A 24,597-nucleotide genomic window follows, 5' to 3' on the forward strand; every position below is an offset into this window, starting at 1 on the left:
TCGACAGGTGGATTGCCTTTCCGCTTTCGCAGCACGCAATGACGGAACACAACAAGACAGCAATGGGAGCCGCCCGATGTCGTCCCGCAAGCCCGCCGCCGGCAAGGGCAAGACCGTCACCGTCAAGGACGCCACCTTCGGCCTGCTGCGCGCGTGGGGCATCAAAAAGGTGTTCGGCAATCCCGGCTCGACCGAATTGCCGTTCCTGAGCGACTGGCCCGATGACATCGATTACGTGCTCGGTTTGCAGGAGGCTTCGGTCGTCGGTATGGCCGACGGCTATGCGCTGGCGACGCGCAATGCCGGTTTCGTCAATCTGCACTCGGCGGCCGGCGTCGGCAACGCGCTCGGCAACATCTACAACGCCTATCGCAACCAGACCCCGCTCGTCATCACCGCGGGCCAGCAGGCGCGCTCGATCATGCCGCTGCAGGCCTTCCTCTATGCCGAGCGCGCGTCCGAATTTCCGCGTCCCTATGTGAAATTCGCCGTCGAGCCGGCGCGCGCCGAGGACGTGCCCGCCGCGATCGCGCGCGCCTATTATGTCGCGATGCAGCCACCCTGCGGGCCGACCTTCGTCTCGGTGCCGATCGACGATTGGGCGCATGCGACGCAGCCTATCGATGCGCGCCAGGTCAGCCGCGAGGTCGGCCCTGAACTGTCAGCGATGCAAGCGCTGGTGACCGCGCTCGGCGAGGCCAAGCGCCCTGCCCTCGTTGTCGGCCCCGCCGTCGATCGCGCGCAAGCCGTCGACCTCATGGTGAAGGTCGCCGAGAAGACCAAGGCCGCGGTCTGGGCCAGCCCGTTCTCGGCGCGCTGCTCGTTCCCCGAGCGGCATCCGCAATTTGCCGGCTTCCTGCATGCCGCACCCGACCAGCTGTCCGACGCGCTGCGCGATCACGATCTCGTCGTCGTGGTCGGCGCGCCGGTGTTCACCTTCCATGTCGAAGGCCATGCCGCGATCTTCGACGGCGCGACCACGATCTTCCAGATCACCGACGATCCGGACGCTGCGGCGATGACACCCACCGGCCGTAGCATCGTCGCGACCATGAAGCCGGCGCTGTCGGCGCTGCTCGAGCTATTGCCCGAGACCAGGCGCACCGCAGCCGCGGGACGCGTCCTGCCGCCGGCGCCCGCGGCCGGCGATCCGATTCCCGCCGAATACGCGCTGCACGTGCTCGCGGCCGCGATGGGGCCGCACGATGCGCTGGTCGAGGAAGTGCCGTCGCACCGCCCGCTGATGCAGAAGGCGATGCCGATGCGCGGCCAGGACAGCTTTTACACCATGGCGAGCGGCGGCCTCGGCTACAGCCTGCCCGCCGCGGTCGGCATGGCGCTCGGGCGCCACGAGGGCCGCACGGTCTGCCTGATCGGCGACGGCTCGGCGATGTATTCGATCCAGGCGCTGTGGACCGCCGCGCAGCGCACGCTGCCGCTGACGGTCGTGGTGCTGAACAATTCCGGCTACGGCGCGATGCGCTCATTCAGCCAGGTGATGCAGGTGCGCAACGTGCCAGGCCTCGATTTGCCCGGCATCGATTTCGTCAAGCTCGCCGAAGGCATGGGCTGCGATGCAATGCGGGTGACGAAATCGGCCGAGCTCGCGAGCGCCTACAAGCGTGGCCTGTCGCATCAGGGCACCAGCCTGATCGAGGTGATGGTGGATTCCGCGGTGCCGCTGCTCTACACGCAGAAGAGCTGAGCGGCGATCCGTAGGATGCGTAGAGCGAAGCGAAACCCATCGTTCTGGCCGCGGATACGAATTGATGGGTATCGCTGCTCCACCCATCTTACGAGAGTGCGTGTTGCTGCTCCAGCGCGGCTGATGGCGCCGGCACCTCGCAACCGGTGGCGCAGCAGCGTCCGGGCTGCTTCGACACCCGCTGCCCCTCGTCGACGAGGCCGCGGCCGAGCAGGTTCTCGACCAGCTCGGCCTTTTCCATCACCGGATAGTTGCGCCAGATCTCGCGCTTCATCGCCTCCGGCGAACCGCCGCCATGCAGCGAGATCACCGAGTACCAGCCAGCTTGGTGCGAGACCGTGAGGTCCTCGATCAGCCGCGCCACCTCGGCGCGCTGCTCGGCCGGGATGTCGGGACGTCCGCCCATGACAGCGGCGAGCGAGGCGCGCGTCTCCGGATTGTGGTCCTCGTCGGGACCCGGCAGCGCGACGATCAGCCCGCCCGACACATAATGCGCCACGCGGTGCATGTCGTAGATCTTGGTCGCCAGCAAGAGCTTGCCGATGTTCGAGAACACCGCATCCGGCATTACCGAGCCGGCGGGGTCCTTGGTGCAGTAGACCGAGGACGCGACGCCGCAGGCGTAGAAGCTCTCGGTGATGGTGATCAGCTCGACCATCGCCTCACGGATATGCGCGTGCTTCTCGGCATCGAGCCCGTTGGCCTCGATCATCAGCGCGCCGGCGCCGATCAACAGATCGCCGAAGCCGGCGCGCGCGCCAATGCAGGAGTGGCGGTGATGGGTGGCGTAGGACGTGGTGAGGAAGCCGCCCTCCTCGGTCTCGCCGGCGAGGAAGACACGATCATGCGGCACGAACACGTCGTCGAAGATCACGACACCGACCGACTGGCCGTACTTCGCCGAGAATTTCGCAGCTGCATCGCCGGGCCGGCCGGCCGGGCGCGCGACGATGGTGACGCCGGGCGCATCGACCGGCACCGCGCAGCACACCGCAAAATCCTTGTCGTCGGGCACGTGGGTGCGGCACGGCATGACCAGGAATTCGTGCATGTAGGGCGCGCCGGTAACGATCGCCTTGGTGCCGCGGATCACGATGCCGTCGGCGCGGCGCTCCTTGATGTGGACATAGACGTCCGGGTTGGCCTGTAGCCCCGGCCGTTTGGAGCGATCCCCCTTGGCATCGGTCATGGCGATGCCGAGCGTCAGGTCATGGTCCTGCACCTCGTGCAGATAGTTGAGGAAGCGCTGGCTGTAGTCGGTGCCGTGGCGATCGTCGGTCAGCTTCGTCACCTGATACAGGCTGTTGAGCGCATCATGGGTCAGATAGCGTTGCGCGCAGCCCGATGTCCGGCACACCAGCCGCACCGCCTCGAGCTTGGTGAGCAGGTCCTGCGAGCTCTCATTGATGTGGAGCATGCGGTTGACAGTCTTGCCCGAGGTGCCCTGCCGCGCCGTCATGATCGGCGCGTGCTCGGCGCGATGCGCGAAATCGTAGGTCACGCCGACACCCGCCACGCCCGGCGCCAGCAACGGCTCGTCCGCGACGCTCGCGACCGCCTCGCCGTTGACGAACACCCGCGGCTTGTAGCGGCGCAGGGATTCCCGGTAGTCCGCAGCCGTCATCAGCATGGCGTTCTCCCTTGCTCATTTTTTCTAACACTGTTAAATTATCTAACGGTGTTTGAATTGAGTCAAGACGGATTCGCCTGAACATGCAGTTGCGCGAGAGCAGGAAGGAAGCGGTCAGCCGCCACAAGCGGGAGCTGATCCTCGATGCGGCGCGTAGCGTGTTCGCCGAGGAAGGCCTCGAGGGCGCCAGCCTGCGGGCGATCGCGACCCGGGCCGGCTACACGCCGGCGGCGCTGTATTTCCACTTCGATTCCAAGGAAGCGATCTATGCCGAGGTGCTGCGGCAATCGCTGGCTTCGCTCGGCCAGGCCGTCAGCGCCGCGGTCACGACGACGCGCGGCGCCAAACAGAAGCTGCATTCCGCAGGCATGGCTTTCTTCCGCTATTATGCGGACCATCCACGCGACCTCGATCTCGGCTTCTATCTGTTTCGCGGCGGCATGAAGCCGGCCGGGCTCGGCCACGACCGCGACCGCGAGCTGAACGCCGCGCTGGAGGCTGCGCTGCATCCGATCGCGGAAGCGGCCGAGGCGCTCGGCGCGTCGCGTCAGAAAGCCAACACCGTGATGGTGGATTGCTTCGCGCACGCGACCGGCCTGCTGCTGTTGCTGCACACCGGCCGCATCAGGATGTTCGGCGCCTCGGCGCCCGATCTGATGGACACCTATCTGCGCGACCGGATCGCGCAACTCGGCAAGGCGTGAGGCCCGTGAGGATGGCACCGGCGGACGGGTTCCCTCCCCCCTTGCGGGGGAGGTTAGGGAGAGGGTGTCACACGGCACACTCTCTCAATATGAGTCTCAACGATACGCGATCGAAGTTGCCAAAGCGCGACGGACTTCAATCATCTCGCCCGGGGCTTACCCCTCTCCCCGGCCCTCCCCCGCAAGGGGGGAGGGAGCCTGACTAGCGTGCTCACCTCACGTGAGTGGCTACACGTAATGAGTTTCGTAGCCCGGATGGTGCGCAGCGAAATCCGGGATTCACGTAACGACGTTTGACCCGGATTACGCTTCGCTCCATCCGGGCTACAGACTTCACTTCCCGTGCGTCTCGCGCATCTTGGCCTGGATCTTGGCCATGCCGCCGATCCAGCGGTCGTAGTTCTCGGTCTTCTTGCGCATGTAGCCGAGCACCTGCGGGTGCGGCAGGATCAGGAAGGTCTCCTGCTCGATGCCCTTGATCGCGTCCTGCGCGACCTGCTCCGCGGAGAGATCGCCGTCGCCGGATTGCGGGCCCCTCGGGATTGAGCGCAGCATGTTGGTCTCGACGCCCTGCGGGCAGAGGATCGAGACCTTGATGTTGTCGGCGCGGTGCGAGATCGCGAGGTTTTCGGCAAAGCCGACCGCGGCGTGCTTGGTGGTCGAGTACGCCGGGCTGCCGACCTGCGACAGCAGGCCCGCCGCGGAGATCGTGTTGAGGAAGTAGCCGCCACCGCGCGCCTTCATGCGCGGCACCAGATGCCGCGCAGCATAGACATGCGCCATCACATGGATCGCCCAGCTGCGCGACCACGGCTCGTCGGAGGTGCCGCCGGCATTTTTCGACAGCGGATCGAAGCCGCCGCCGATGCCGGCATTTGAACAGAACAGCGCGATCGGGCCGAACATGCGCTCGGTCTCGTCGATCACGTGCAGGATATTCTTCTCCTGCCCGACATCGCATTTGAAGGCCGCGCCGCCGACCGAGGCCGCGACCTTCTCGGCCGCCGCGTGATCGAGGTCGACGACCACGACCTTGGATGCGCCCGCGGCGTGGAACGCCTCGCACAGCGCCTTGCCGATGCCATTGCCACCGCCGGTGACCACCACAACCTTACCCGCCACCTGCATGGCCATCCTCCCGATATCTTGATCCGAGAGCATCATACGGAAAAGTGGAAGCCGGTTTTCCGAAAGATGATGCTCAACTAGCGGCGACCATGATATCGCATCTTTGGCCGGTGCATGATCTTTTCGATGAGGGGAACGCTCAGCTCGCCAGCACGACGTCGAACACCGCCGTATAGTGGCAGGCGGCCCCGAGCAGCACGAAGCCGTGCCAGATCGCGTTCTGGAAGCGCAGCCGCCGCCAGGAGTGGAAGATCACCCCCAGGCTGTAGAGAATGCCGCCGGCCAGCACAAAGCCGAGCGCCATCGCCGGCAGCGCCTTGACGACGCGGTCGTAGAGCATGATGCCGCTCCAGCCGATCGCAAGGTAGAGCCCGACTGCGAGCCGGTCGAAGCGGCCGGGATAGCGCAGCTTCAGCCAGATCCCGACGATCGCCACGCACCACACGCCGACGAGTAGCGCGATCGCGAAAGTGCTGTCCTTCAGTTCCACGATGAACGGCGTATAGGTCGCGGCGATCAACAGATAGATCGCAGAGTGATCGAAGCGCCGCAGCACCCATTTGGCGCGCGACACTGGCCAGAGATTATAGGTCGCCGACAGCACCAGCATCGCGAGCAGCCCCGCGACATAGACCGACACCACGGCGACGTCGAACGGGCCGGCATAGACTGCGGTCAAGACGATCAGCGCGGTGGCGGCGACCAGCCCGAAACAGACGCCGATGATGTGGACCACGCCGTCGGCGATCAGCTCGGCGCGGTCGTAGTTCCACAGCGCGGCGCCGGCCGCGTGGATCGAGGTCGAGGCGAATTGCTTCAGGCGGAAGACCGTCATGCAGGCTTTCCTGTGTACCGACAGATTATGGGTATCGCTGATATTGCGGCACGTTCAACCCCTCGCCTGCAAAGGCGCCGGAAATGTGAAGCTTGATTTTGCCCCGATAATCGCCACCTTGCGGGTGATCGCCCGCCCCTTTTGGCTCCTCCTGCCGGGTCCTTTCGTTAACCCTCCATGCCCCCCAGGTTTCGAGATATCGTCGAGGAAGCGCGTCTCTCGGCGCGGGCGCTGCTCGACTATGGCGAGGGCTTCTTCAACCCGACGGTGCGGCTCGGCGTCACCGGCCTGTCGCGCGCCGGCAAGACCGTGTTCATCACGGCGCTGGTGCACGGCCTGACCCGCGGCGGCCGCTTCCCGGTGTTCGAGCCCTATGCCTCGGGGCGGATCGCGCGCGCCTATCTCGCGCCGCAACCCGACGATGCGGTGCCGCGCTTCGCCTATGAGAGCCATGTCCGCACTTTGGTCGAGGAGCTGCAATGGCCGAGCTCGACCACGGACATCTCCGAGCTTCGCCTCGTGATCGAGTATCAGCGGCAAAATGGCGCGGACCGCACGCTGACCCTCGACATCGTCGACTATCCCGGCGAGTGGCTGCTCGACCTGCCGCTGCTGGCCAAGAGCTACGAGCAATGGTCGGCGGAAAGCCTTGCGCTGTCGCGCGAGCCGCTGCGCGCCAAACTTGCGGCGCCCTGGCACGCGCATCTGGCAACGCTGAAGCCGGAGGGCAAAGCGGACGAGCAGACGGCGCTCGCCGAGGCAAGATTGTTCACCGACTATCTGCGCGCCTGCCGCGACGAACGCTTTGCGATGAGCCTGTTGCCTCCCGGCCGCTTCCTGATGCCGGGCAACCTCGCCAATACGCCGGCGCTGACCTTTGCGCCGCTCGACGTGCCCGTCGACGGCAGTGCGCCGGACGGTTCGCTGTGGGCGATGATGCGGCGGCGCTTCGAGGCCTACAAGGAGGTCGTGGTGCGGCCGTTCTTCCGCGATCATTTTGCGCGGCTCGATCGCCAGATCGTGCTCGCCGATGCGCTGGCCGCATTCAATGCCGGGCCCGAGGCACTGCACGACCTCGAGGCCGCGCTCGCTGGCATCCTCGACTGCTTCCGGATCGGCCGCAGCACGATCCTGAGCGCGCTGTTCCGGCCGCGCATCGACCGCATCCTGTTCGCGGCGACCAAGGCCGATCATCTGCATCACCAGAGCCACGACCGGCTGGAGGCCGTGCTGCGGCGGATCGTGGCCAGGGCCGCTGAGCGCGCCGAATATGCCGGTGCTGCGATCGACGTGGTGGCGCTTGCCGCGGTGCGCGCCACCCGCGAGGCGCAGGTCACCCGCGGCCGCGACCGGCTACCGTCGATCCTAGGCACGCCGGCGCCGGGCGAGGTCGCCAACGGCGAGCGGCTTGACGGCGAGACCGAGGTCGCGACCTTTCCGGGCGACCTGCCCGACAATCCGGAGGAGCTGTTCAACGGCGGATTCCGCGGCCTCTCCAGCGCCGGCGCCGAGGCGGCCGACTACCGCTTCCTGCGCTTCCGCCCGCCGAAGCTGGAACGAAACGGCGATGCGGAGCCGGCGCTGCCTCACATCCGCCTTGACCGCGCTCTCCAGTTCCTGATCGGAGACAAACTGCAATGAACGAGAAGACGCCCCCGCGGCGGCCGGCGACGTTCAAGCTCGACGATCCCGGCGTGGTCGTGATGGATCCGAACGACGGTGGCCGCCTCAGCCGCGGCACGATCCAGATCGTGCCCGAGGCCGAGCCCGTGCAGCTCCCGGTGCCAACAGATGCGCCGCTGTTGCCGGCGCGCCGCGGCTTCCGCTGGGGCACGCTGTTCTGGAGCGCGGTCGCGGGCCTCGTGGTGCTCGGCACCGGGCTTGGCGTCATCAATCTGGTCGAGGATCTGTTCGCACGCAATGAGGGCCTCGGCTTCCTCGGGCTGGGGCTTGCCGTCATCGCCGCGGTGGCGCTGGCGGTCGTCACCATGCGCGAGCTCATAGGCCTGGCGCGGCTTGCCACCATCGAGAAGCTGCATCTGCGCGCCGCCGAGGTGCTGGTCAGCGACGACCGCGCTGCGAGCCGGGCTGTTGTCGCCGATCTGCTCAAGCTCGCGCACCAGACCCCGCAGCTCGCCCGCGCCCGCAGCGCGCTGCAGAGCCACACCGACGACATCATCGACGGCGCCGACATGATCCGCCTCGCCGAACGCGAGCTGATGGCGCCGCTCGACGAGGAGGCGCGGTGGCTGGTCTCGACCGCCGCGCAGCGCGTCTCGGTGGTCACCGCGGTCAGTCCGCGCGCGATGATCGACGTGCTGTTCGTGTTCGTGGCGTCATTGCGGATGATCCGCCAGCTGGCGCGGCTCTATGGCGGCCGGCCCGGCGCGCTCGGCATGATCCGCCTGCTGCGCCACGTCATCGCGCATCTGGCGATCACCGGCGGCATGGCGGCAAGCGACAGCCTGATCCAGCAGATGCTCGGCCACGGCATCGCGGCAAAGCTCTCGCAGCGGCTCGGCGAAGGCATGCTCAACGGCCTGTTGACCGCACGGCTCGGCCTCGCCGCGATCGACGTCACCCGCCCGCTCCCCTTCAACGCCTTGCCGCGCCCGGCGCTGACCGATCTGGCAAAGGACCTGATCCGCAAGCGTGACGAAGAGGAATAGCCACCAGCTCTTTCCGAGCAGGACAACGCCAGTTGCTGCGCCCTCTCCCCTTGTGGGAGAGGGCAGCTCAGATGCTCGTCACGAACTCGCTTGGGTGAGGGGTATCCATCCGCGCGCACCGCTCCCGCGGCGAGAACCCCTCATCCGGCGCGCAAAGGCGCGCCACCTTCTCCCACAAGGGGAGAAGGAAGACGCATCGCCAGCACGCGCCAGCGGAAGAACGTGGTGTCCGGCGGCGGCGACAGATCGGGCGTCCAGCCGCTGATCTTCTCCAGCGCATAGGTGTCCATCACCATGCCGCGCCAGCTCCGCGTCACACGCTCCAGCGGCTGACGCACTGCTGATGTCTCGCTCCACAGCGGCAGATTGTTCTCGGGCTCGCGCCCGACATAGATGCCGACATGATCCCTGATCGTGCTCATGCCGGGATCGGCAAAGCCCTGGAAGCGGCCGCGCTCGTTGACCTCGATGACCGGCACCTGCCCGCGCAGCAACCAGCGCAGCATCGCGTAGGTGCGGTAATCCGTGGTCGCGACCCAGGTCGCGCCGGTCGCCTGCACCTGCGCCAAGGTGCGCGCTGCCACCAGATCGTAGCCGGCCTCGGTGCCGATCGGATCGGTGCGGCCGATCAGATTCCACGGCGCGAACATGTAATAGAGGAAGACGCAGACGACGAACACGATGCCGGTGGAAATGGCGGTCCGGGCCCAATAGACCGTCGATTTGACTAAGCCAACCGACCAGCCCTCGAACGGCATCCGCGTGACATTGATGGCAACCGCCGCGAAGCCGGCCGGCCACAGGAACATCGGCCAGGTGTCGCCGACCCGCAAGGTCAAGGACTTCCAGAGAAAGTAGCCAAACGGCACCAGCACCGCGGTCGCCAGCAGGATCGCGACCGGCTCGCGCCTGATATAGCCGCGCCACGCTGTCAGTACTGTTCCGAACAGCGTCACCGGCAGCAGCACAAAGCCGACCAGCCCGAACTGCATGCCGATGAACTCGCCGAAAGTCCGGAGCGTCAGATCGCGCTCGGCGGTGGCGCGCACCGCCTGGAAGCGGAACGAGGCCCAATCGTGCTCGGCATTCCAGATCAAGACTGGTGAGAACACGACGATCGCGATCAGCGCGGCGAGATAAGGATACGGGCTGCGCAGCCAGCGCCAACGCCAATCCGGCACCAGCGCGAAGGCGAGCACCGCCGGCGCGAACATGATCGCGGTGAATTTCGACAACAGCGCCAGCCCGGCAAACAGCCCCGCGGCGAGCCACCAGCGCCCGTCATTGCCCTGCGCGAGCCGCACCAGCGACCACAGCATCGCCACCGAAAACGGGATCAGCGCGGTATCGGGCGCCACCTTGGCCATCAAGAGCCCGTAATAGAGCGCCGCCTCCGGCAGCAGCAGCGCCAGCATCACGGCGCGGACATTGTTGGATGTCACGCGGCGGACGATGTCGGCGAGCAACAGCTGGGTCGCCAGCATCGCCACGATGCCACCGAGGCGGACGCCGAGATTGGTGTCGCCGAGGATCGCGGTGCCGAAGCGGATGAACCAGGCCACCATCGGCGGATGGTCGAGGAAGGACAGCACGTTTTCCTTCGACCAGGTCCAGTAATAGGCCTCGTCGGTGCGCAGATCGAGCGCATGGGCATAGACCAGCCGCATCACGGTCATGGCAACGATCACGGCAATGACGCCGCGCCAATCCGGCGCGCGCGACCGGGCCGGCTTAACGCTGTTGTTATCGGCTCCAGGTTGGGCTTGGGCTATCGTCACGGCGGGCTTTTTGTTCGACTCTTAACGGAGTGTCAACGTGCTGCAGTGCCCGTTGTCACGGCCCGTCCGGACCCGTGGTGGTGTTCAGCGCGGGAATTAAGCACTAGACTTGCCGATCATGAATCACATGGCCTCCCCCTCGCGCGAGCACCTGCAGGATATGGCCCGCGGCGTCGGCCTGCGGCAGATCCGCCTGGTCACGGGGGCGATCATGTTCGCCTACCTGATCAGCCATTTCCTCAACCACGCGCTCGGCAATATCTCGACGGAGGCGCTGGCGATCGGGGTGTACTACCACACCGAATTCTGGCAGTTCCTGCCGGTCGCGATCACCTTCTACAGCTCCTGCCTGGTGCACACCGCGCTCGGCATCTGGGCGCTGTATCAGCGCCGCGAGTTCCATTGGAAGACGATCGAGCCGCTGCAGCTCACGCTCGGCCTCAGCGTCCCGATGCTGATCGTTGCGCACGTTGTGGGCGTGCGGCTCGGCCAGACCCTGTACGGACAGGAGAAGCTCTACCCGCAGGAGCTGTACACGTTCTTCATCTCGGCACCGAACCGGCTGTGGCTGATGCTGGCGGTGCTGGTGATCGCCTGGGTGCATGGCTGCATCGGCCTGTATTTCTGGCTCCGGCTGCGTCCGTTCTTTACGCGCGCCGCACCATACCTGCTAGCTGCCGCGGTGCTGATCCCGACCCTGGCGATGCTCGGCATCTATCAGGGCGGCCGCGCCACGATGGAAGACTATCAGGATCCCGACTGGCGACGCGAGGAGCTGTCGGTGCAGAAGCTCGGCACGGCGGCGCAGGCGACCACGCTCGAGAAGATCACGGACCGCCTGACGATCGGCTATCTCGGACTGCTCGGCCTCGTGCTGCTGGCGCGCGGCGCGCGTGCCCTGCTGGAGCGCCGCGGCGGCATGATCGCGCTGTCCTACGGCAACGGCCGTACGCTGCGGGTGCCGAAGGGATTGAGCGTGCTGGAAGCGAGCCTGCGCTACAACGTGCCGCATGCCAGCGTCTGCGGCGGCCGTGCGCGCTGCTCGACCTGCCGCATCCGCATCATCGGCGATCATGCCGCCCTGCCCGAGCCCTCGCCGCGCGAAGCCTTCGTGCTGCACCGGGTCGGCACTGACGATCCGTCGATCCGGCTGGCCTGCCAGTTGCGGCCGACCGCCGACCTGACCTTCTTCCAGCTGTTCCTGCCGCACACGATGTCGGCGAATGCGCACGCCACCCATCCGACGCGGGTCGGCCAGGAGCGTTATCTCGTCAGCATGTTCGTCGACATGCGCGGCTCGACGCAGCTTGCCGAGAAACGGCTGCCGTTCGACACCGTGTTCATCGTCAACCGCTTCCTCGGCGCGGTGTCGCAGGCGGTGCTGGAAGCCGGCGGGCGACCGAACCAGTTCATCGGCGACGGCATGCTGGCGCTGTTCGGGCTCACCACCGACCGGCAGCTGGCCTGCCGCCAGGCCTTGCGTGCGGCAGCGCTGATCGCGGCCAATATCGACGAGCTGAACCAGTTCCTCAGCCACGATCTGCGCGAGCCGATCCGCTTCGGCATCGGCATCCATGGCGGCGAGGTGATCGTCGGCGATATCGGCTATCGCGACCACATGGTGTTCACCGCGCTCGGCGATGCCGTCAACGTCGCGGCAAGGCTGCAGGACATGACCAAGGCGCTGGCCTGCGAGGCGGTGATCTCGGACGAGGTGCGCGTCACCGCAGGCCTCGCCGACGATGCGCTGCCGGCCCAGGAGGTCGCGATCCGCGGCCGCAACGAGCCAATGACCGTGCGCACCGTCGAAGCGACCCGCATCCTGTCCGCGCTCGTCGACGACCGTCGCGCCGTCGCGGCCTGACCGGGTTCATCTCCACCCCACTCCGAGTGTGACCTGCCGCACATCCAAGCGCGCGTTCAGCAGAGATGCTCGAACGTGCCCCGTGCCGGATGCAACTGACTGGCGATGGGTAACGCTGCAACCGCGCCGCGACAGAGTTCAACGCGCATCTGAAGGAGACGACCATGCTTCGCAAAGTCACGCTTGCTCTCGCTACTGCCGCAACCCTCGGTGCCGCCGCGCTGGCGCCGACCTCGGCCTCCGCCAAGCCGTTCTTCTGGCATCCGCATCACCATCACTTCTGGGGTGGCCCGGGCATCGCCGTCGGCTTCGTCGATTCCGGCTGCTACGCCACCCGCCTGGTGCTGACGCCTTACGGCTATCGCTATCGCACCGTGAACGTCTGCTACTGATCGAACCCTCCGGTTGGATCGAAATGCCCCGGTCGCCAATGCGACCGGGGCTTTTCGTTGTTGCGTCGCAACGCTGGTGGACGCTGCGAAAGCTCAATTGACTTGCCCTTGTCAGGTGCGACATTTGCGGCTGCGCGCATTCCATGATGCGAAGGCGCGCAAAGGCAAGGGTGAGCCTGGTGATGACCAGCTCACGACAGAACAGCTTCGGAGGAAGCGGAATGCTCGATCGACGAGACTTGATGAAGCGCGCCGGGTTGGCCGCGTTGGTGACGGGGCTGGGATCAAGGGGCGCATTCGCCCTCGACACGGTGACGCTGCCGTTCGGCAATGGCGAGCGGCCGCTGGTGCGCTACCCGCAGAAGCGCCCGATGATCGGCCTGACCAGCCGGCCGCCGCAGCTGGAAACGCCATTTGCGATCTTCAACGACGGCCCGCTCACGCCGAACAACGCATTCTTCGTCCGCTATCACCTCGCCGACCTCCCCTACAATCTCGATCCGGACAAGTTCACGCTGGAGATCAAGGGCAAGGTCGACAAACCGCTCAAGCTGTCGCTGAAGGATATCAGGAAGCTGAAGGCGACCGAGCTCGTCGCCGTCAACCAGTGCTCCGGCAACAGCCGCGGCTTCTTCAATCCGCGGGTCGCCGGCGGCCAGCTCGGCAATGGCGCGATGGGCTGCGCGCGCTGGCACGGCGTGCCGCTGAAGACCGTGCTCGACATGGCCGGCGTGCAGGCCGGCGCCAAACAGGTCACCTTCAACGGCATGGACGGTCCGGTTAGCGACAAGACCCCGGATTTCGTCAAGGCGCTCGATATCGACCACGCGCGCGACGGCGAGGTGATGCTGGCCTGGGGCATGAACGGCGAGGACCTGCCGTTCCTCAATGGCTTCCCGCTCCGCCTCGTGGTGCCTGGCTATTACGGCACCTATTGGGTAAAGCACCTCAACGAGATCAACGTCATCGACAGCGTGTTCGAGGGCTTCTGGATGAAGTCCGCCTACCGGATTCCGGACACGCCGAACAACGCGGTCGAGCCCGGCACCGCACCGAAGGCGACGATCCCGATCAACCGCTTCACGGTGCGCTCGTTCATCACCAGCGTCGCCGACGGCGCCAAGCTCAAGGCAGGCCGCACCATGCTGCGCGGCATCGCCTTCGACGGTGGCAAGGGCATCAAGGAGGTCGCGGTCTCGACCGACGGCGGCAAGAGCTGGATGCCGGCCAAGCTCGGCAAAGATCTCGGCAAATACGCATTCCGTGAATGGAAGCTGCCGGTAAAACTCGCGGCCGGCCCCTCAGACCTGAAGGTGCGTGCCACCAACAATGCGGGCGACACCCAACCGATGGATCCGTTGTGGAATCCGGCCGGCTATCTGCGCAACGTCGTCGAAACCGTGCGTGTCACGGCGGCGTGAGGAGAAGCATCATGACCAGCAAGCTGCTTGCCTCACTCGCCGCGATCGCCGCGCTGTCGATCGGCGCCGCGATCGCCGCGCCCGTGAACTACAAGGTTCCCGAGGAGACCGCGGCGTTCAAGCCGGGTCCCAACCTCGACGTGGCGCAGAACAACTGCACCGCCTGCCACTCGGCCGACTACATCAAGACCCAGCCGCAGGGCGAGAAGTTCAAGAAGGACTTCTGGCAGGCCGAGGTGACCAAGATGATCAAGGTCTACGGCGCGCCGATCGACGATGCCGACGTCGGCAAGATCGTCGAATACCTCACCGCGACCTATTGAGATGCGGTCGATTTGAACCCCGCGCGCCGGCGGAAGACCTACGCGCGGGGCCATTGATCCAATATGGGTCGTGGAACCGACACTTTTTTGCAGCGCAAAAATTGACCATGAAACAGGCAAACCGGCACCAAATCCCTGCAAAGCGGGTTGTTTCCGGTCAGAATCACACCGTCGTTTGATCTACCCAGCTTTTTCCAAACTGCTATCCTGTAGTTACGGACAAGCCGGTTTGTGCGGGGACCGGCTGGTCTGTTTTCGATTGATTCCGCGGAGACGACTGGAATGCCCAAAGGTACAGTGAAGTGGTTTAACCCGACCAAGGGTTACGGATTCATCCAGCCCGCAACGGGCGGCAAAGACATTTTCGTGCATATTTCTGCGGTTCAGAAGGCTGGTCTTCAAAGCCTGAACGAAGGCCAGACGGTCGAATACGAAGAGATCGCCAATCGCGGCAAGACGTCAGCCGAGAACCTTAAGGTCTAGCGCAACAGCGCCAGACCCGGCGGCGCACTCTCGGACGTCATCCGGGAGTGGGGGCCGATCCACACACCAGACCACGTGACGTTCGGCGGAGCGGGCACGATGCCCGCGCGCCACGGCGTAGTCCTTTTTTCGGCCGCTATCGATCGCGTGCCGACACTTAACTCTTTATTCCAGGGAAGCGCGCCGCGGCGGAGTTGCCGCGTTACAGACAGGTGCCGCCCTGACCTGTGCCGCACGGCACCTTCTTCGGCAATTCCTGGATCTTGCGTTTGGACTCGGCCTGCGCGAGCACGTCGAACACGCTCGACGGCGCGAGCTGGGTGGCTTTGCGGAAATCCTCGGTCGCCTTGTCGGTGTGGTTGAGCGCCTCATGCGCCTTGGCGCGCGCGAACACACCCTCCACGGTCTCCTTCTGCGCAATCGCCCGATCGAGATCCTCGACCGCCTTGTCGTAGTTGCGCAGCGTCGACCAGGTGATGCCACGCAACGTCAGCGCCGCCTGATCATTGGGCCGTGAGCTGAGGACCAGATTGAGATCCTTCATCGCGTCATCCGGCTTCTTCGCCCCGAGATAGGCCCGCGCGCGCAGCACATGCGCGAAGGGATCGTTGGGCGCCCGTGCGACGATCTGGTCGAACGCGGCGATGGCGCGGTCGTATTGGGCCGAGGTCAGCATCGCGAGCCCGCGGCCGAGCTGCGCCGTGGGATTGTTGGGGACTCGCTCCAGCACACCGTTGATGTCGACCAGCCCCTCGTCGGTGCGGCCCTTGAGCATCAGCGCAAGGCCGCGCCACGATTTGGCGATCAGATTGGTCGGCACCAGCGCGAGCGCCTGATCGAAATCCAATAGCGCCTTGTCGAGCTGATTGAGATTGAAATAGGCGAGCCCGCGTTCGGTGAAGGCCAGCGTCTCCTTGGCGTTGAGCGAGATCGAATGATCGTAATCGGCGAGCGCGTCCTTCACCTTGCCGGTGTTGGCCTTGACGAGGCCGCGGGCGAGATAGGCCAGCGAGTTATTCTGATCGAGCGTGATCGCGCGGGTGGCGTCGGCCGTGGCATCGTCGAACTGCCGCAAGCTCGCGGCATTGAGCGCGCGGAAGGCGAGCAGCTGGGGATCGTCCGGCTTGAGCTTGAGCAGGTCGTTGAGATCGTTGCGCGCCTCCGCCAGCCGGTTGAGCCGTGAATAGGCCTGCGTGCGCAGCCGCAGCGCCGCCTCGTTGCGCGGGTCGCCGCTCAGCACCTGGCTGAGATTATTGATCGCGCCCGCGAAATTGCCCTGTGCGATAAACTGCTTGGCCTGCTCGATCTGCTGGTTGCTCGAGGCCGGCACCGCGGCGGGCGGTTGCGCCGCCGGCGCGGCGGCAGCCGGCGTGGTCGGTGATGGCGCGGCTGCGCCCGATTTGGCGAGCTCGGCCTGCATCGCGGCCGCCTGCTGGCGCTGCTCCTGGATCTCCTTGTTGCCGGGAAGCACCGCCAGCAGCCTGTCGAAGTCGGCAATGGCGCGGGCATAGTCCCCCTTGGCGCTGTAGAGCTGGGCGCGGGCGAAATAGGCGTTGCGCTCGGTCTGCGGCGCCTGCGCGATCGCACGCGAAAAATCCTCGATCGCGCGATCGATGTCGCCCTTGCGGCGATAGGCCTGGCCGCGCCAGTAGAACGCGTTCGGCGTGCTTGCGTTGATGGCAATCGCGGTGTTGGCGTCGGCCAGCGCCGCGTCGGGCTGTCCGGATTCGACATAGGCCCGCGCGCGCCCGACATGGGCTGCGGGGAGATCCTGCCGCAGCGTGATGGCCTGGTCATAGTCCGAGATCGCGTCAGTCCAGGCGCGCTGGTCGGCGCGCAGATTGCCGCGCGCAAGGTAGCCGAACGGGCTCTTCGGCTCGAGCTCGATCGCGCGATCGAAATCGGCGCGGGCCTGATCCAGGCTGCCCTTGCGCTGCTGCACATAGCCGCGCGCGATCAGCGCCGACACGAATTGCGGATTGAGCTGCAGCGCAGCATCGGCATCGCCCAAGGCCTGATCGATCTTGCCGCGAGCAATATAGTATCGCGAGCGGCCGGCAAAAGCCTTGGACCGATCGTCGGTGGACCGTGCGGCATCGCTGATGATGGCCGAGCACGCCGCCTCGGCCTTGTCCGTCGGCGGCCCGTTGCAATCCTCGACGTCGCCCGCGCGCGCCGGGCCGGCGAGCGCGGGCAGCAGCGCAAGCGCCACCAACAGTTGGAAACGAACACCGCTGACAGCGGCATCGGTGCAAGTCGGACGTAAACGCATATCGTGCCTCGGGTTGACCGAATGCCGTTCGTCTTATCGCGTCACTTGGTTCTTACGGTGGTGAGCGTGGAAGGTAGTTGTCGAAGCTTGTTCCGAACTTGGAGCTCGGTTCCAGCGCCGATGACGCAGCTAACTATCCCTATAATCAATGGGAATGGAACTCTACGGAACGCGCGCGCGGCAACACCAAGCCGTTCAATCTTCCGTCACCCATTGGGCGACGGTCATGACGTCAGGCGGTTGCAGATAGCCGCGGGGCCAGAGATCGACAACCCATTCCACCTTGGTGGCACGCTCGACCAGGACGGCGGTGTTGTGCGGCGTTTGCCCCAGCGAAAATCCGCGATAGTGGGGATCGCCGACGTCATGGAACTTGAACAGGTTCCAGGCCTGCATCACCAGCATCAGGCTGGTTGTGTTGCGGGTGGTGTCCCAGCAATCGTAATTGTGCTTGTCGTCGTTGGCGCGGAAGTCCGCCTTGGCCACGCGCTTGTCGGTGCCGAGGATCGGCCCCATCCGGCGATCGAGCCAGATCACGGCCTTTTGCACCGCCGCCCGTTCAGCGGCGGCATTGGCGCGGCCACCGGCCATGATCTTGCCCAGGGCCGCCCTGTCGGCCGCGCTGAAATCCAGCATCTCGCGGCGCCGGCAGACGAAGCCGTAGCAGACCGTCATCGTCGAGGCCGACGGCGGATAGATCGAAACCGACGTGAAGAGCTGCATGATTCCCGAGCTGAGCTCGGCCGCACGGGCCGGCGCCGCTGTTGGCAGGGACAGCATGAACACCGCCAGCGCGCCGGCGAACCCGGCCCGCATCGTTCGTATCGGCTGATCGACGTCTTTCATCACCACGGCCCCCAACTGAACCAGAGGATTATCGCGGGTGCGGCGCGATGCCAATACATCCCGCGCATGGCTGTGGATCACATCGGGCGCATATCAGCCGACCGGCAACGGCGCGTCGCGCTTGACTTCCTCCATGACCGCGTAGGTTCGCGTTTCGCGCACGCCCGGCAACGCCAGCAGGATCTCGCCGAGAAATCTGCGATAGGCGGTCATGTTGGCGACGCGCGCCTTGACCAGATAGTCGAAGCCGCCGGCCACCATGTGACACTCCAGCACTTCCGGCGCGGCCTGGACCGCCTTGGCGAAGCGCTCGAACACGTCGGGCGTGGTCTTGTCGAGCAGCACCTCGACGAACACCAGCAGGCCGAGCCCAAGCCGGTGCGGATTGAGCCGTGCGCCATAGCCCTCGACGAAGCCGTCGCGCTGCAGCCGCTTCAGCCGTTCGCCGACCGAGGTCGGCGACAGGCCGATCCTTTCCGCCAGCTCCACATTGGCAATCCGGCCATCCCCTTGCAGAATCGAGAGGATTTTGCGGTCTATCTTATCGATCTCTGTCATATCTACGGCAATTTTCCGACTAGCCCTGATTTTCTAAGGCAAATCTGCTAATTTGTCTATCGAACTGCGGTTCGTGTGCGCGTAGGTGTTGCCGTGCAACCCGAAGGAACCGCCAAGGAACCACCATGCCAGACCCGCTCCCGCCCCCGTTCAGCGCGCCCTACGCCCCCGACGACGCCGCCATTGCCGGCCGCCTGCGTCAGGACGCGACGTCCGGCGCGGAGGCGGAGGCGCGGATCGATCTCACCGCGACGCGGCTGATCGAGGCGATCAGGGCGAACGACGATCCGCTTGGCGGGGTTGAGGACATGCTGCGGGAGTTCGCGCTGTCGACCAAGGAGGGGCTGGCGCTGATGGTGCTGGCGGAAGCGCTGCTGCGGGTGCCGGACGCGCGCACCGCCGACCAATTCATCGAGGACAAGCTCGGCCAGGGCGACTTCGTCAATCACGAGACCAGATCGAGCGCGTTCCTGGTCAACGCCTCGGCCTGGGCGCTCGGCATGTCGGCGCGCGTGATCCAGCCCGGCGAGACCCCGCAGGGCACGATCGGGCGGCTGACCAAGCGGCTCGGCGCGCCGGCGGTGCGCGCCGCGACGCGGCAGGCGATGCGGCTGATGGGCAGCCATTTCGTGCTCGGCGAAACCATCGAGGCGGCGCTGGCGCGCGCCCAATCGCACACCGCGCGCGGCTCGCGCTATTCCTTCGACATGCTCGGCGAAGGCGCCCGCACCGCCGACGACGCTCATCGCTATTTCGAATCCTACGCCCGCGCCATCGAGGCGATCGGCAAGGCGGCTGGTGATCAGGCCCTGCCCGACCGGCCAGGCATCTCGGTCAAGCTCTCGGCGCTGCATCCGCGCTTCGAGGCGGTCAGCCGGGCGCGGGTGATGAGCGAGTTGGTGCCGCAACTGGTCGATCTGGCGCGCCGCGCCAAGGCGTTCGATCTCAACTTCACCGTCGATGCCGAGGAAGCCGATCGGCTGGAGCTGTCGCTCGATGTGATGTCAGCTGCGCTCGCCGACCCGTCGCTCGCCGGCTGGAGCGGCTTTGGGCTCGCGATCCAGGCCTATCAGAAGCGCGCCACCGAGGTGATCGACTATATCGATGCGCTCGCGCGTGTGCTGGATCGCAGGATGATGGTGCGGCTGGTCAAGGGCGCCTATTGGGACACCGAGATCAAGCGCGCGCAGGAGCGCGGGCTCGACGGCTATCCGGTGTTCACCCGCAAGGCGATGACCGACCTGAACTACGTCGCCTGCGCGCGCAAGCTGCTGGCATTGCGGCCGCGGCTGTTTCCACAATTCGCCACCCACAACGCGCTGACGGTCGCGACCATCCTCGAACTGGCCGACGATCCCGCGAGCTTCGAATTCCAGCGGCTGCACGGCATGGGCGAAGCGCTCTACGCGCAGCTCGGCGAGGACAGGCCGGAGATCGCCCATCGCACCTACGCGCCGGTCGGCAGCCACCGCGACCTGCTCGCCTATCTGGTGCGACGGCTGCTCGAGAACGGCGCCAACTCGTCGTTCGTGGCGCTGGCGGCGGACAATCGCGTGTCCATCGTCGACCTGTTGCGCCGCCCCGCGGAGATCGTCGGTAGCAACACCAATGCCGCACATTCCGGGATTCCATTGCCGGCCGATCTCTATCGCCCGCAGCGCGAGAATTCGCACGGCATCGAGTTCGGCGAACGCAAAGCGCTCGAAGCGTTGACCTTGGCGATTGCGGCCGAGCGCAAGGCGACACAAGGTGCGGGCGCGACGCCGACAACCGAGCAGGCGAACGCCGCCGTCGCCGCGGCACGGAACGGCTTCAAGGCCTGGAACGCCACGCCGGCCACAAAACGTGCGGCGGTCCTCGACAAGGCGGCCGATTTGCTCGAGCAGCGCCGCGCCCGCTTCCTCGCTTTGCTGCAGAGCGAAGGCGGCAAGACGCTCGACGACGCACTCTCCGAGGTGCGCGAGGCGATCGACTTCTGCCGCTATTATGCGGCGCTCGGGCAAAAGCTGTTCGGCGAAGGCGAGACGATGCCGGGCCCGACCGGCGAAAGCAACGTGCTGGCGTTGCGCGGCCGCGGCGCATTCGTGGCGATCTCGCCGTGGAATTTCCCGCTCGCGATCTTCCTCGGCCAGGTGACGGCAGCCCTGATGGCGGGCAATGCGGTGATCGCAAAGCCGGCCGAGCAGACGCCGCGCATCGCGGCCGAGGCCGTCGCGCTGCTGCATCAAGCGGGCGTGCCTGAAACCGCCCTGCATCTGGTCCAGGGCGACGGAGCGGCCGGCGCCGCGCTGGTGGGGCATCCTGCGATCGCCGGCGTCGTCTTCACCGGCTCGACGGAGGTGGCGCGGTCGATCAACCGGACGCTCGCGGCCAAGGACGGCCCGATCGTGCCGCTGATCGCCGAGACCGGCGGCATCAACGCCATGATCGTCGATGCCACCGCGCTGCCCGAACAGGTCGCCGACGACGTCGTGACCTCCGCGTTCCGCTCCGCCGGCCAGCGCTGCTCGGCGCTGCGGCTGTTGTTCGTGCAGGACGACGTCTCCGACCGCATGATCGAGATGATCGCGGGCGCCGCGCGCGAATTGAAGATCGGCGACCCCGCCGATCCTTCGACGCATATCGGGCCGGTGATCGATGCCGAGGCCAAGCAGCGGCTCGACGCGCATATCGCGCGGATGAAGCAGGAAGCGCGGGTGCATCTCGCCGGCGCGGCGCCATCAGGCAATTTCGTCGCGCCGCACATCTTCGAACTATCGGCGGCAAGCCAACTGACGGAAGAGGTGTTCGGCCCGATCCTGCATGTCGTGCGCTATCGCGCCGAACGGCTCGGCGACGTGCTGGCCGCGATCGAAGCAACTGGTTTTGGGCTGACGCTCGGCATCCATTCGCGCATCGACGACACCATCGAGCACGTGATCGACCGCCTCCAGGTCGGCAACATCTATGTCAACCGCAACATGATCGGCGCGGTCGTCGGCGTGCAGCCGTTCGGCGGCAGCGGCCTCTCCGGCACCGGCCCCAAGGCCGGCGGCCCGCACTACCTCACGCGCTTCGCGACCGAGCAGACAGTGACGATCAACACCGCCGCCGCGGGCGGTAACGCGGCGCTGATGGCCGGAGTGGAGTAACCGCCTCCGTCATTGCGAGAAGCGAAGCGACCAAGCAATCCACACTGTCATTCCGGGATGGTCCGAAGGACCAGACCTCAGATGCACAATTGTGCATCGGGGAATCTCTAGATTCCGGATTCGATGCTGCGCATCGCTCCGGAATGACTTGGGTTAAATGACTTGGTTGCATCGTGCCCCCGAGATGGGTCAAATGGCGGTCCGATCGGGATCATCGCCTGCGATAATTCCAGCTACCGGAAAAACACCAACAAGCGCCACGGGAGCGACGGCACGATGGAAAAAGGCATTTTTGATGGACTCAAGGTCCTGGATTGCGCGAGCTTCATCGCGGCGCCCGCGGCCGCCACCGTGCTTTCCGACTTCGGCGCCGACGTCATCAAGATCGAGCCGCCGGGTGCCGGCGACCCCTACCGCAATCTGCCTAACCTGCCCGGCTATCCCTCGAGCGAGCACAATTTCGCGTGGATGCTGGAGGCGCGCAACAAGAAGAGCCTGGCGCTCGACCTCACCAAGCCCGAGGCGCGCGAGGTGCTCTACAAGCTCGTCGCCGAGGCCGACGTGTTCATCACCAACATGCCGCCGCAGGTGCGCCAAAAGCTCGGCATCACCCATGATCATCTCGCCCATCTCAACGACCGGCTGATCTACGCCTCCTTCACCGGCTATGGCGAGAAGGGCGAGGAGGCCAACAAGCCCGGCTTCGATTCGAACGCCTATTGGGCCCGCTCCGGCCTGATGGACCTGGTGCGCGCCGACGAGGACACCACGCCGGCGCGCTCGGTCGCCGGCATGGGCGACCACCCCTGCGCGATGGCGTTCTACGGCGCGATCGTCACTGCGCTGTTCCAGCGCGAGAAGACCGGCAAGGGCTCGCATGTCGCGACCAACCTGATGGCCAACGGCGTCTGGGCCAACGGCGTGCTGGCGCAGGCCAAGCTCGCCGGCGCCAAGTTCAAGAAGCGCAAGCCGCGCGAAGAGGCGCTGAACGCGGTCACCAATCACTACAAATGCAAGGACGGCCGCTGGCTGATCCTGTCGCTGCTCAACGAAGACCGGCAATGGCCCACGCTGGCGCGCTGCATGGGCCGCGAGGACCTCGTCGCCGATCCGCGCTTCGCCACGAAGCCTGATCGCCATGCGCGCTCGGTCGAACTGATCAGGATCTTTGACGAAGTGTTCGCCGGCAGGGATCTCGCCGAATGGCGCACGATCCTCGACGGCAACGGCCTGGTGTTCGGCGTCGTCGGCATCCTCGACGACATCCCGAACGACAGGCAGATGATCGAGAACGAAGTGCTGGTGCGCTTCGAGAACGACACCATGCTGACCGTCAACAGCCCGATCTTCATCGACGGCGCCAAAAAGGTGCAGCCGCGCAAGCCGCCCGAGGTCGGTGAGCACTCCGACGAGATCCTGCGCCAGGCCGGCTATGACGAGGCCACGATCCAGAAGCTGCGCGCTTCCGGCGCGGTGGCGTAAGACCGCATGACGCGATGGCTGATCAGGCCTTTGCACCGATCAGGCTCTTGATCAGCGCCAGCAGGCCCGCTGCCATCTCTCGCCGAAATCCGCGGCGGCGGGTTGCAAGCTGCTGCAGCAACATTCCGATCAACGCGGACACGAACAAGTCCGCATGGCGGCGCGGCTCCGCCGAGCCGCCTGCGCGCAAGGCGAGCTCCGCGCTTTGCCGCCAGGTCTCGAACCACTCTCCGACCACGGCCCGGTAGCGCTCGCTGCGCGCGGCCGCAAGGAACGCTTCGTAGCAGGCGATGTGGATCTCGCCCCGTGTCTTCAGCTCCTGGTCGTACCAGCCGACCAGGGATTCGAGCCATGCCTCGATATCGAACGCCTTACCTTGCAGGCTGAGCGCCAGCGCCTGCAGCCGGCCGGTCTCGCGGGCCAGGGCGAAGCGAAGGGCGCCGTCGATCATCGCGTCTCGCGTCTTGAAGTGATGGGTGATTGCGCCGAGCGACAGGCCCGCCTCCGCCGCCACCGCCCGGTGGGTCACGCCGTCGAGGCCCGTGCGGCCGATGATCCGAAGCGTCGCCTCTATCACGGGACGTTCGCGGTTGCCGCTCTCAGGTTCAGTTCGCTTCATCAATTGGCGCTCAGGCCAGCCATGCAGAATGGACAGAACAAATGTTCTGTTTTACGAAGTATACGTATCGACGGCTAAATCGACAAGCATCTCAGGAGCCCGACGATGCCGCGCTATCGCCTGCATTACTTCCCGGAATCGGGCAACAGCTACAAGCTCGCGCTGATGCTGACGCTGTGTGGCGAGACGTTGGAGCCGGTATGGACCGATTTCGGCGGCGGCATCGCGCGGACCGCAAAATGGCGCGCTGACGTCAACGCGATGGGCGAGATCCCGGTGCTCGAGGTCGACGGCGAGCGCCGCACCCAGACCGCACCGATCCTGCTGCAGCTTGCCGAGCAGTACGGAAAATTCGGCGGCGAGACGCCGGAGGAGAAGTTCGAGCTGTTGCGCTGGCTGTTCTGGGACAACCAGAAACTCTCGGGCTACATGGCGACCTATCGCTTCATGCGCACCTTCACGCCGTCAGCCGACCCGAAGGTGCTGAAATATTTTCGCGCGCGGCTCGACGACTTCCTCGGCATCCTCGACCAGCATGTCGGCAACAACGCCTTCATGATCGGAGCGCGGCCGACCGTGTCTGACATCTCGATGATGGCCTATCTGCACTATCCTGCTGACGAGACCGGCTACGATTTTGCGGCCAGCCATCCCAATATCAGCGCCTGGCTCAGCCGCATCGCCGCGCTGCCCGGCTGGAAATCGGCCTATGACCTGCTGCCCGGCCCGCGCCTGAAACACTACGCCTAAAGACTCT

The 24,597-nt window shown here is 65.8% G+C and carries 20 protein-coding genes; 12 read left to right on the forward strand and 8 right to left on the reverse strand.

The window, feature by feature from the left end:
* Positions 1 to 76 precede the first annotated feature (76 nt).
* The gene (gene mdlC / locus K359_RS0116370; RefSeq protein WP_029080311.1) at positions 77 to 1,705 is read left to right on the forward strand and encodes a benzoylformate decarboxylase; all 1,629 of its coding nucleotides are present in this window, start codon (positions 77 to 79) and stop codon (positions 1,703 to 1,705) included.
* An 88-nt stretch (positions 1,706 to 1,793) separates the two neighbouring features.
* Here the strand turns inward: mdlC and K359_RS0116375 are convergent, their stop codons facing one another.
* Positions 1,794 to 3,335 (reverse strand): 4-hydroxyphenylacetate 3-hydroxylase family protein, encoded by a 1,542-nt coding sequence (locus tag K359_RS0116375; protein ID WP_029080312.1) that lies wholly within the window; start codon positions 3,333 to 3,335, stop codon positions 1,794 to 1,796.
* An 83-nt stretch (positions 3,336 to 3,418) separates the two neighbouring features.
* Between K359_RS0116375 and K359_RS0116380 the strand changes: the two genes are divergently transcribed.
* A complete protein-coding gene (locus tag K359_RS0116380; RefSeq protein ID WP_029080313.1) occupies positions 3,419 to 4,039 on the forward strand; it encodes a TetR/AcrR family transcriptional regulator in 621 nt (206 codons plus the stop codon).
* Between the two features lie 333 nt (positions 4,040 to 4,372).
* Here the strand turns inward: K359_RS0116380 and K359_RS0116385 are convergent, their stop codons facing one another.
* Entirely contained in the window at positions 4,373 to 5,167 is a 795-nt protein-coding gene (locus tag K359_RS0116385; protein WP_029080314.1) for an SDR family oxidoreductase, read from the reverse strand.
* 139 nt (positions 5,168 to 5,306) lie between these two features.
* Positions 5,307 to 6,002, reverse strand: a complete 696-nt coding sequence (locus K359_RS0116390) for a hemolysin III family protein (RefSeq protein ID WP_029080315.1) — start codon at positions 6,000 to 6,002, stop codon at positions 5,307 to 5,309.
* A 177-nt stretch (positions 6,003 to 6,179) separates the two neighbouring features.
* On the opposite strand from K359_RS0116390, the gene K359_RS0116395 reads away from it, so the two are divergent.
* A complete protein-coding gene (locus tag K359_RS0116395; RefSeq protein WP_029080316.1) occupies positions 6,180 to 7,643 on the forward strand; it encodes a YcjX family protein in 1,464 nt (487 codons plus the stop codon).
* Positions 7,640 to 8,671, forward strand: a complete 1,032-nt coding sequence (locus K359_RS0116400) for a YcjF family protein (RefSeq protein WP_029080317.1) — start codon at positions 7,640 to 7,642, stop codon at positions 8,669 to 8,671. Before K359_RS0116395 ends, K359_RS0116400 begins: the two co-directional genes overlap by 4 nt.
* A 140-nt stretch (positions 8,672 to 8,811) precedes the next feature.
* Here the strand turns inward: K359_RS0116400 and K359_RS52165 are convergent, their stop codons facing one another.
* The gene (locus tag K359_RS52165; RefSeq protein ID WP_051346163.1) at positions 8,812 to 10,347 is read right to left on the reverse strand and encodes a glycosyltransferase family 39 protein; all 1,536 of its coding nucleotides are present in this window, start codon (positions 10,345 to 10,347) and stop codon (positions 8,812 to 8,814) included.
* 229 nt (positions 10,348 to 10,576) lie between these two features.
* On the opposite strand from K359_RS52165, the gene K359_RS0116410 reads away from it, so the two are divergent.
* The 5 genes from K359_RS0116410 (at position 10,577) to K359_RS0116430 (ending at position 14,932) form a co-directional block, all read left to right on the forward strand.
* A complete protein-coding gene (locus tag K359_RS0116410) occupies positions 10,577 to 12,313 on the forward strand; it encodes an adenylate/guanylate cyclase domain-containing protein (RefSeq protein ID WP_029080318.1) in 1,737 nt (578 codons plus the stop codon).
* Positions 12,314 to 12,477: 164 nt separating this feature from the next.
* A complete protein-coding gene (locus K359_RS0116415) occupies positions 12,478 to 12,705 on the forward strand; it encodes a hypothetical protein (RefSeq protein WP_029080319.1) in 228 nt (75 codons plus the stop codon).
* A 221-nt stretch (positions 12,706 to 12,926) separates the two neighbouring features.
* A complete protein-coding gene (locus K359_RS0116420) occupies positions 12,927 to 14,126 on the forward strand; it encodes a molybdopterin-dependent oxidoreductase (RefSeq protein ID WP_029080320.1) in 1,200 nt (399 codons plus the stop codon).
* Positions 14,127 to 14,137: 11 nt separating this feature from the next.
* Positions 14,138 to 14,449, forward strand: coding sequence for a cytochrome c (locus K359_RS0116425; RefSeq protein WP_029080321.1), 312 nt, complete (start codon positions 14,138 to 14,140; stop codon positions 14,447 to 14,449).
* 282 nt (positions 14,450 to 14,731) lie between these two features.
* Positions 14,732 to 14,932, forward strand: coding sequence for a cold-shock protein (locus K359_RS0116430; RefSeq protein ID WP_029080322.1), 201 nt, complete (start codon positions 14,732 to 14,734; stop codon positions 14,930 to 14,932).
* A gap of 202 nt (positions 14,933 to 15,134) precedes the next feature.
* Here the strand turns inward: K359_RS0116430 and K359_RS0116435 are convergent, their stop codons facing one another.
* The 3 genes from K359_RS0116435 to K359_RS0116445 form a co-directional block, all read right to left on the reverse strand.
* Entirely contained in the window at positions 15,135 to 17,204 is a 2,070-nt protein-coding gene (locus K359_RS0116435; RefSeq protein ID WP_029080323.1) for a tetratricopeptide repeat protein, read from the reverse strand.
* 195 nt (positions 17,205 to 17,399) lie between these two features.
* The gene (locus tag K359_RS0116440; protein WP_029080324.1) at positions 17,400 to 18,020 is read right to left on the reverse strand and encodes a hypothetical protein; all 621 of its coding nucleotides are present in this window, start codon (positions 18,018 to 18,020) and stop codon (positions 17,400 to 17,402) included.
* 123 nt (positions 18,021 to 18,143) lie between these two features.
* Complete coding sequence (locus K359_RS0116445) at positions 18,144 to 18,608, reverse strand: Lrp/AsnC ligand binding domain-containing protein (protein WP_029080325.1); 465 nt, start codon at positions 18,606 to 18,608, stop codon at positions 18,144 to 18,146.
* Between the two features lie 125 nt (positions 18,609 to 18,733).
* Between K359_RS0116445 and putA the strand changes: the two genes are divergently transcribed.
* Both putA and K359_RS0116455 read left to right on the forward strand, forming a co-directional pair.
* The gene (putA, locus tag K359_RS0116450; protein WP_029080326.1) at positions 18,734 to 21,739 is read left to right on the forward strand and encodes a bifunctional proline dehydrogenase/L-glutamate gamma-semialdehyde dehydrogenase PutA; all 3,006 of its coding nucleotides are present in this window, start codon (positions 18,734 to 18,736) and stop codon (positions 21,737 to 21,739) included.
* Positions 21,740 to 22,015: 276 nt separating this feature from the next.
* The gene (locus K359_RS0116455) at positions 22,016 to 23,221 is read left to right on the forward strand and encodes a CaiB/BaiF CoA-transferase family protein (protein ID WP_029080327.1); all 1,206 of its coding nucleotides are present in this window, start codon (positions 22,016 to 22,018) and stop codon (positions 23,219 to 23,221) included.
* A 22-nt stretch (positions 23,222 to 23,243) separates the two neighbouring features.
* On the opposite strand, the gene K359_RS0116460 is transcribed toward K359_RS0116455, so the two are convergent.
* Positions 23,244 to 23,798 carry a TetR/AcrR family transcriptional regulator gene (locus K359_RS0116460; RefSeq protein ID WP_245284631.1) on the reverse strand — a complete coding sequence of 185 codons (555 nt, stop codon included), beginning with the start codon at positions 23,796 to 23,798 and terminating at the stop codon, positions 23,244 to 23,246.
* 147 nt (positions 23,799 to 23,945) lie between these two features.
* Between K359_RS0116460 and K359_RS0116465 the strand changes: the two genes are divergently transcribed.
* Positions 23,946 to 24,590, forward strand: coding sequence for a glutathione S-transferase family protein (locus K359_RS0116465; RefSeq protein ID WP_029080329.1), 645 nt, complete (start codon positions 23,946 to 23,948; stop codon positions 24,588 to 24,590).
* Positions 24,591 to 24,597 lie beyond the last annotated feature (7 nt).

Origin of the sequence: Bradyrhizobium sp. th-b2, assembly GCF_000426785.1 — a bacterium.
In the GTDB taxonomy this organism is placed as follows: domain Bacteria; phylum Pseudomonadota; class Alphaproteobacteria; order Rhizobiales; family Xanthobacteraceae; genus Bradyrhizobium; species Bradyrhizobium septentrionale.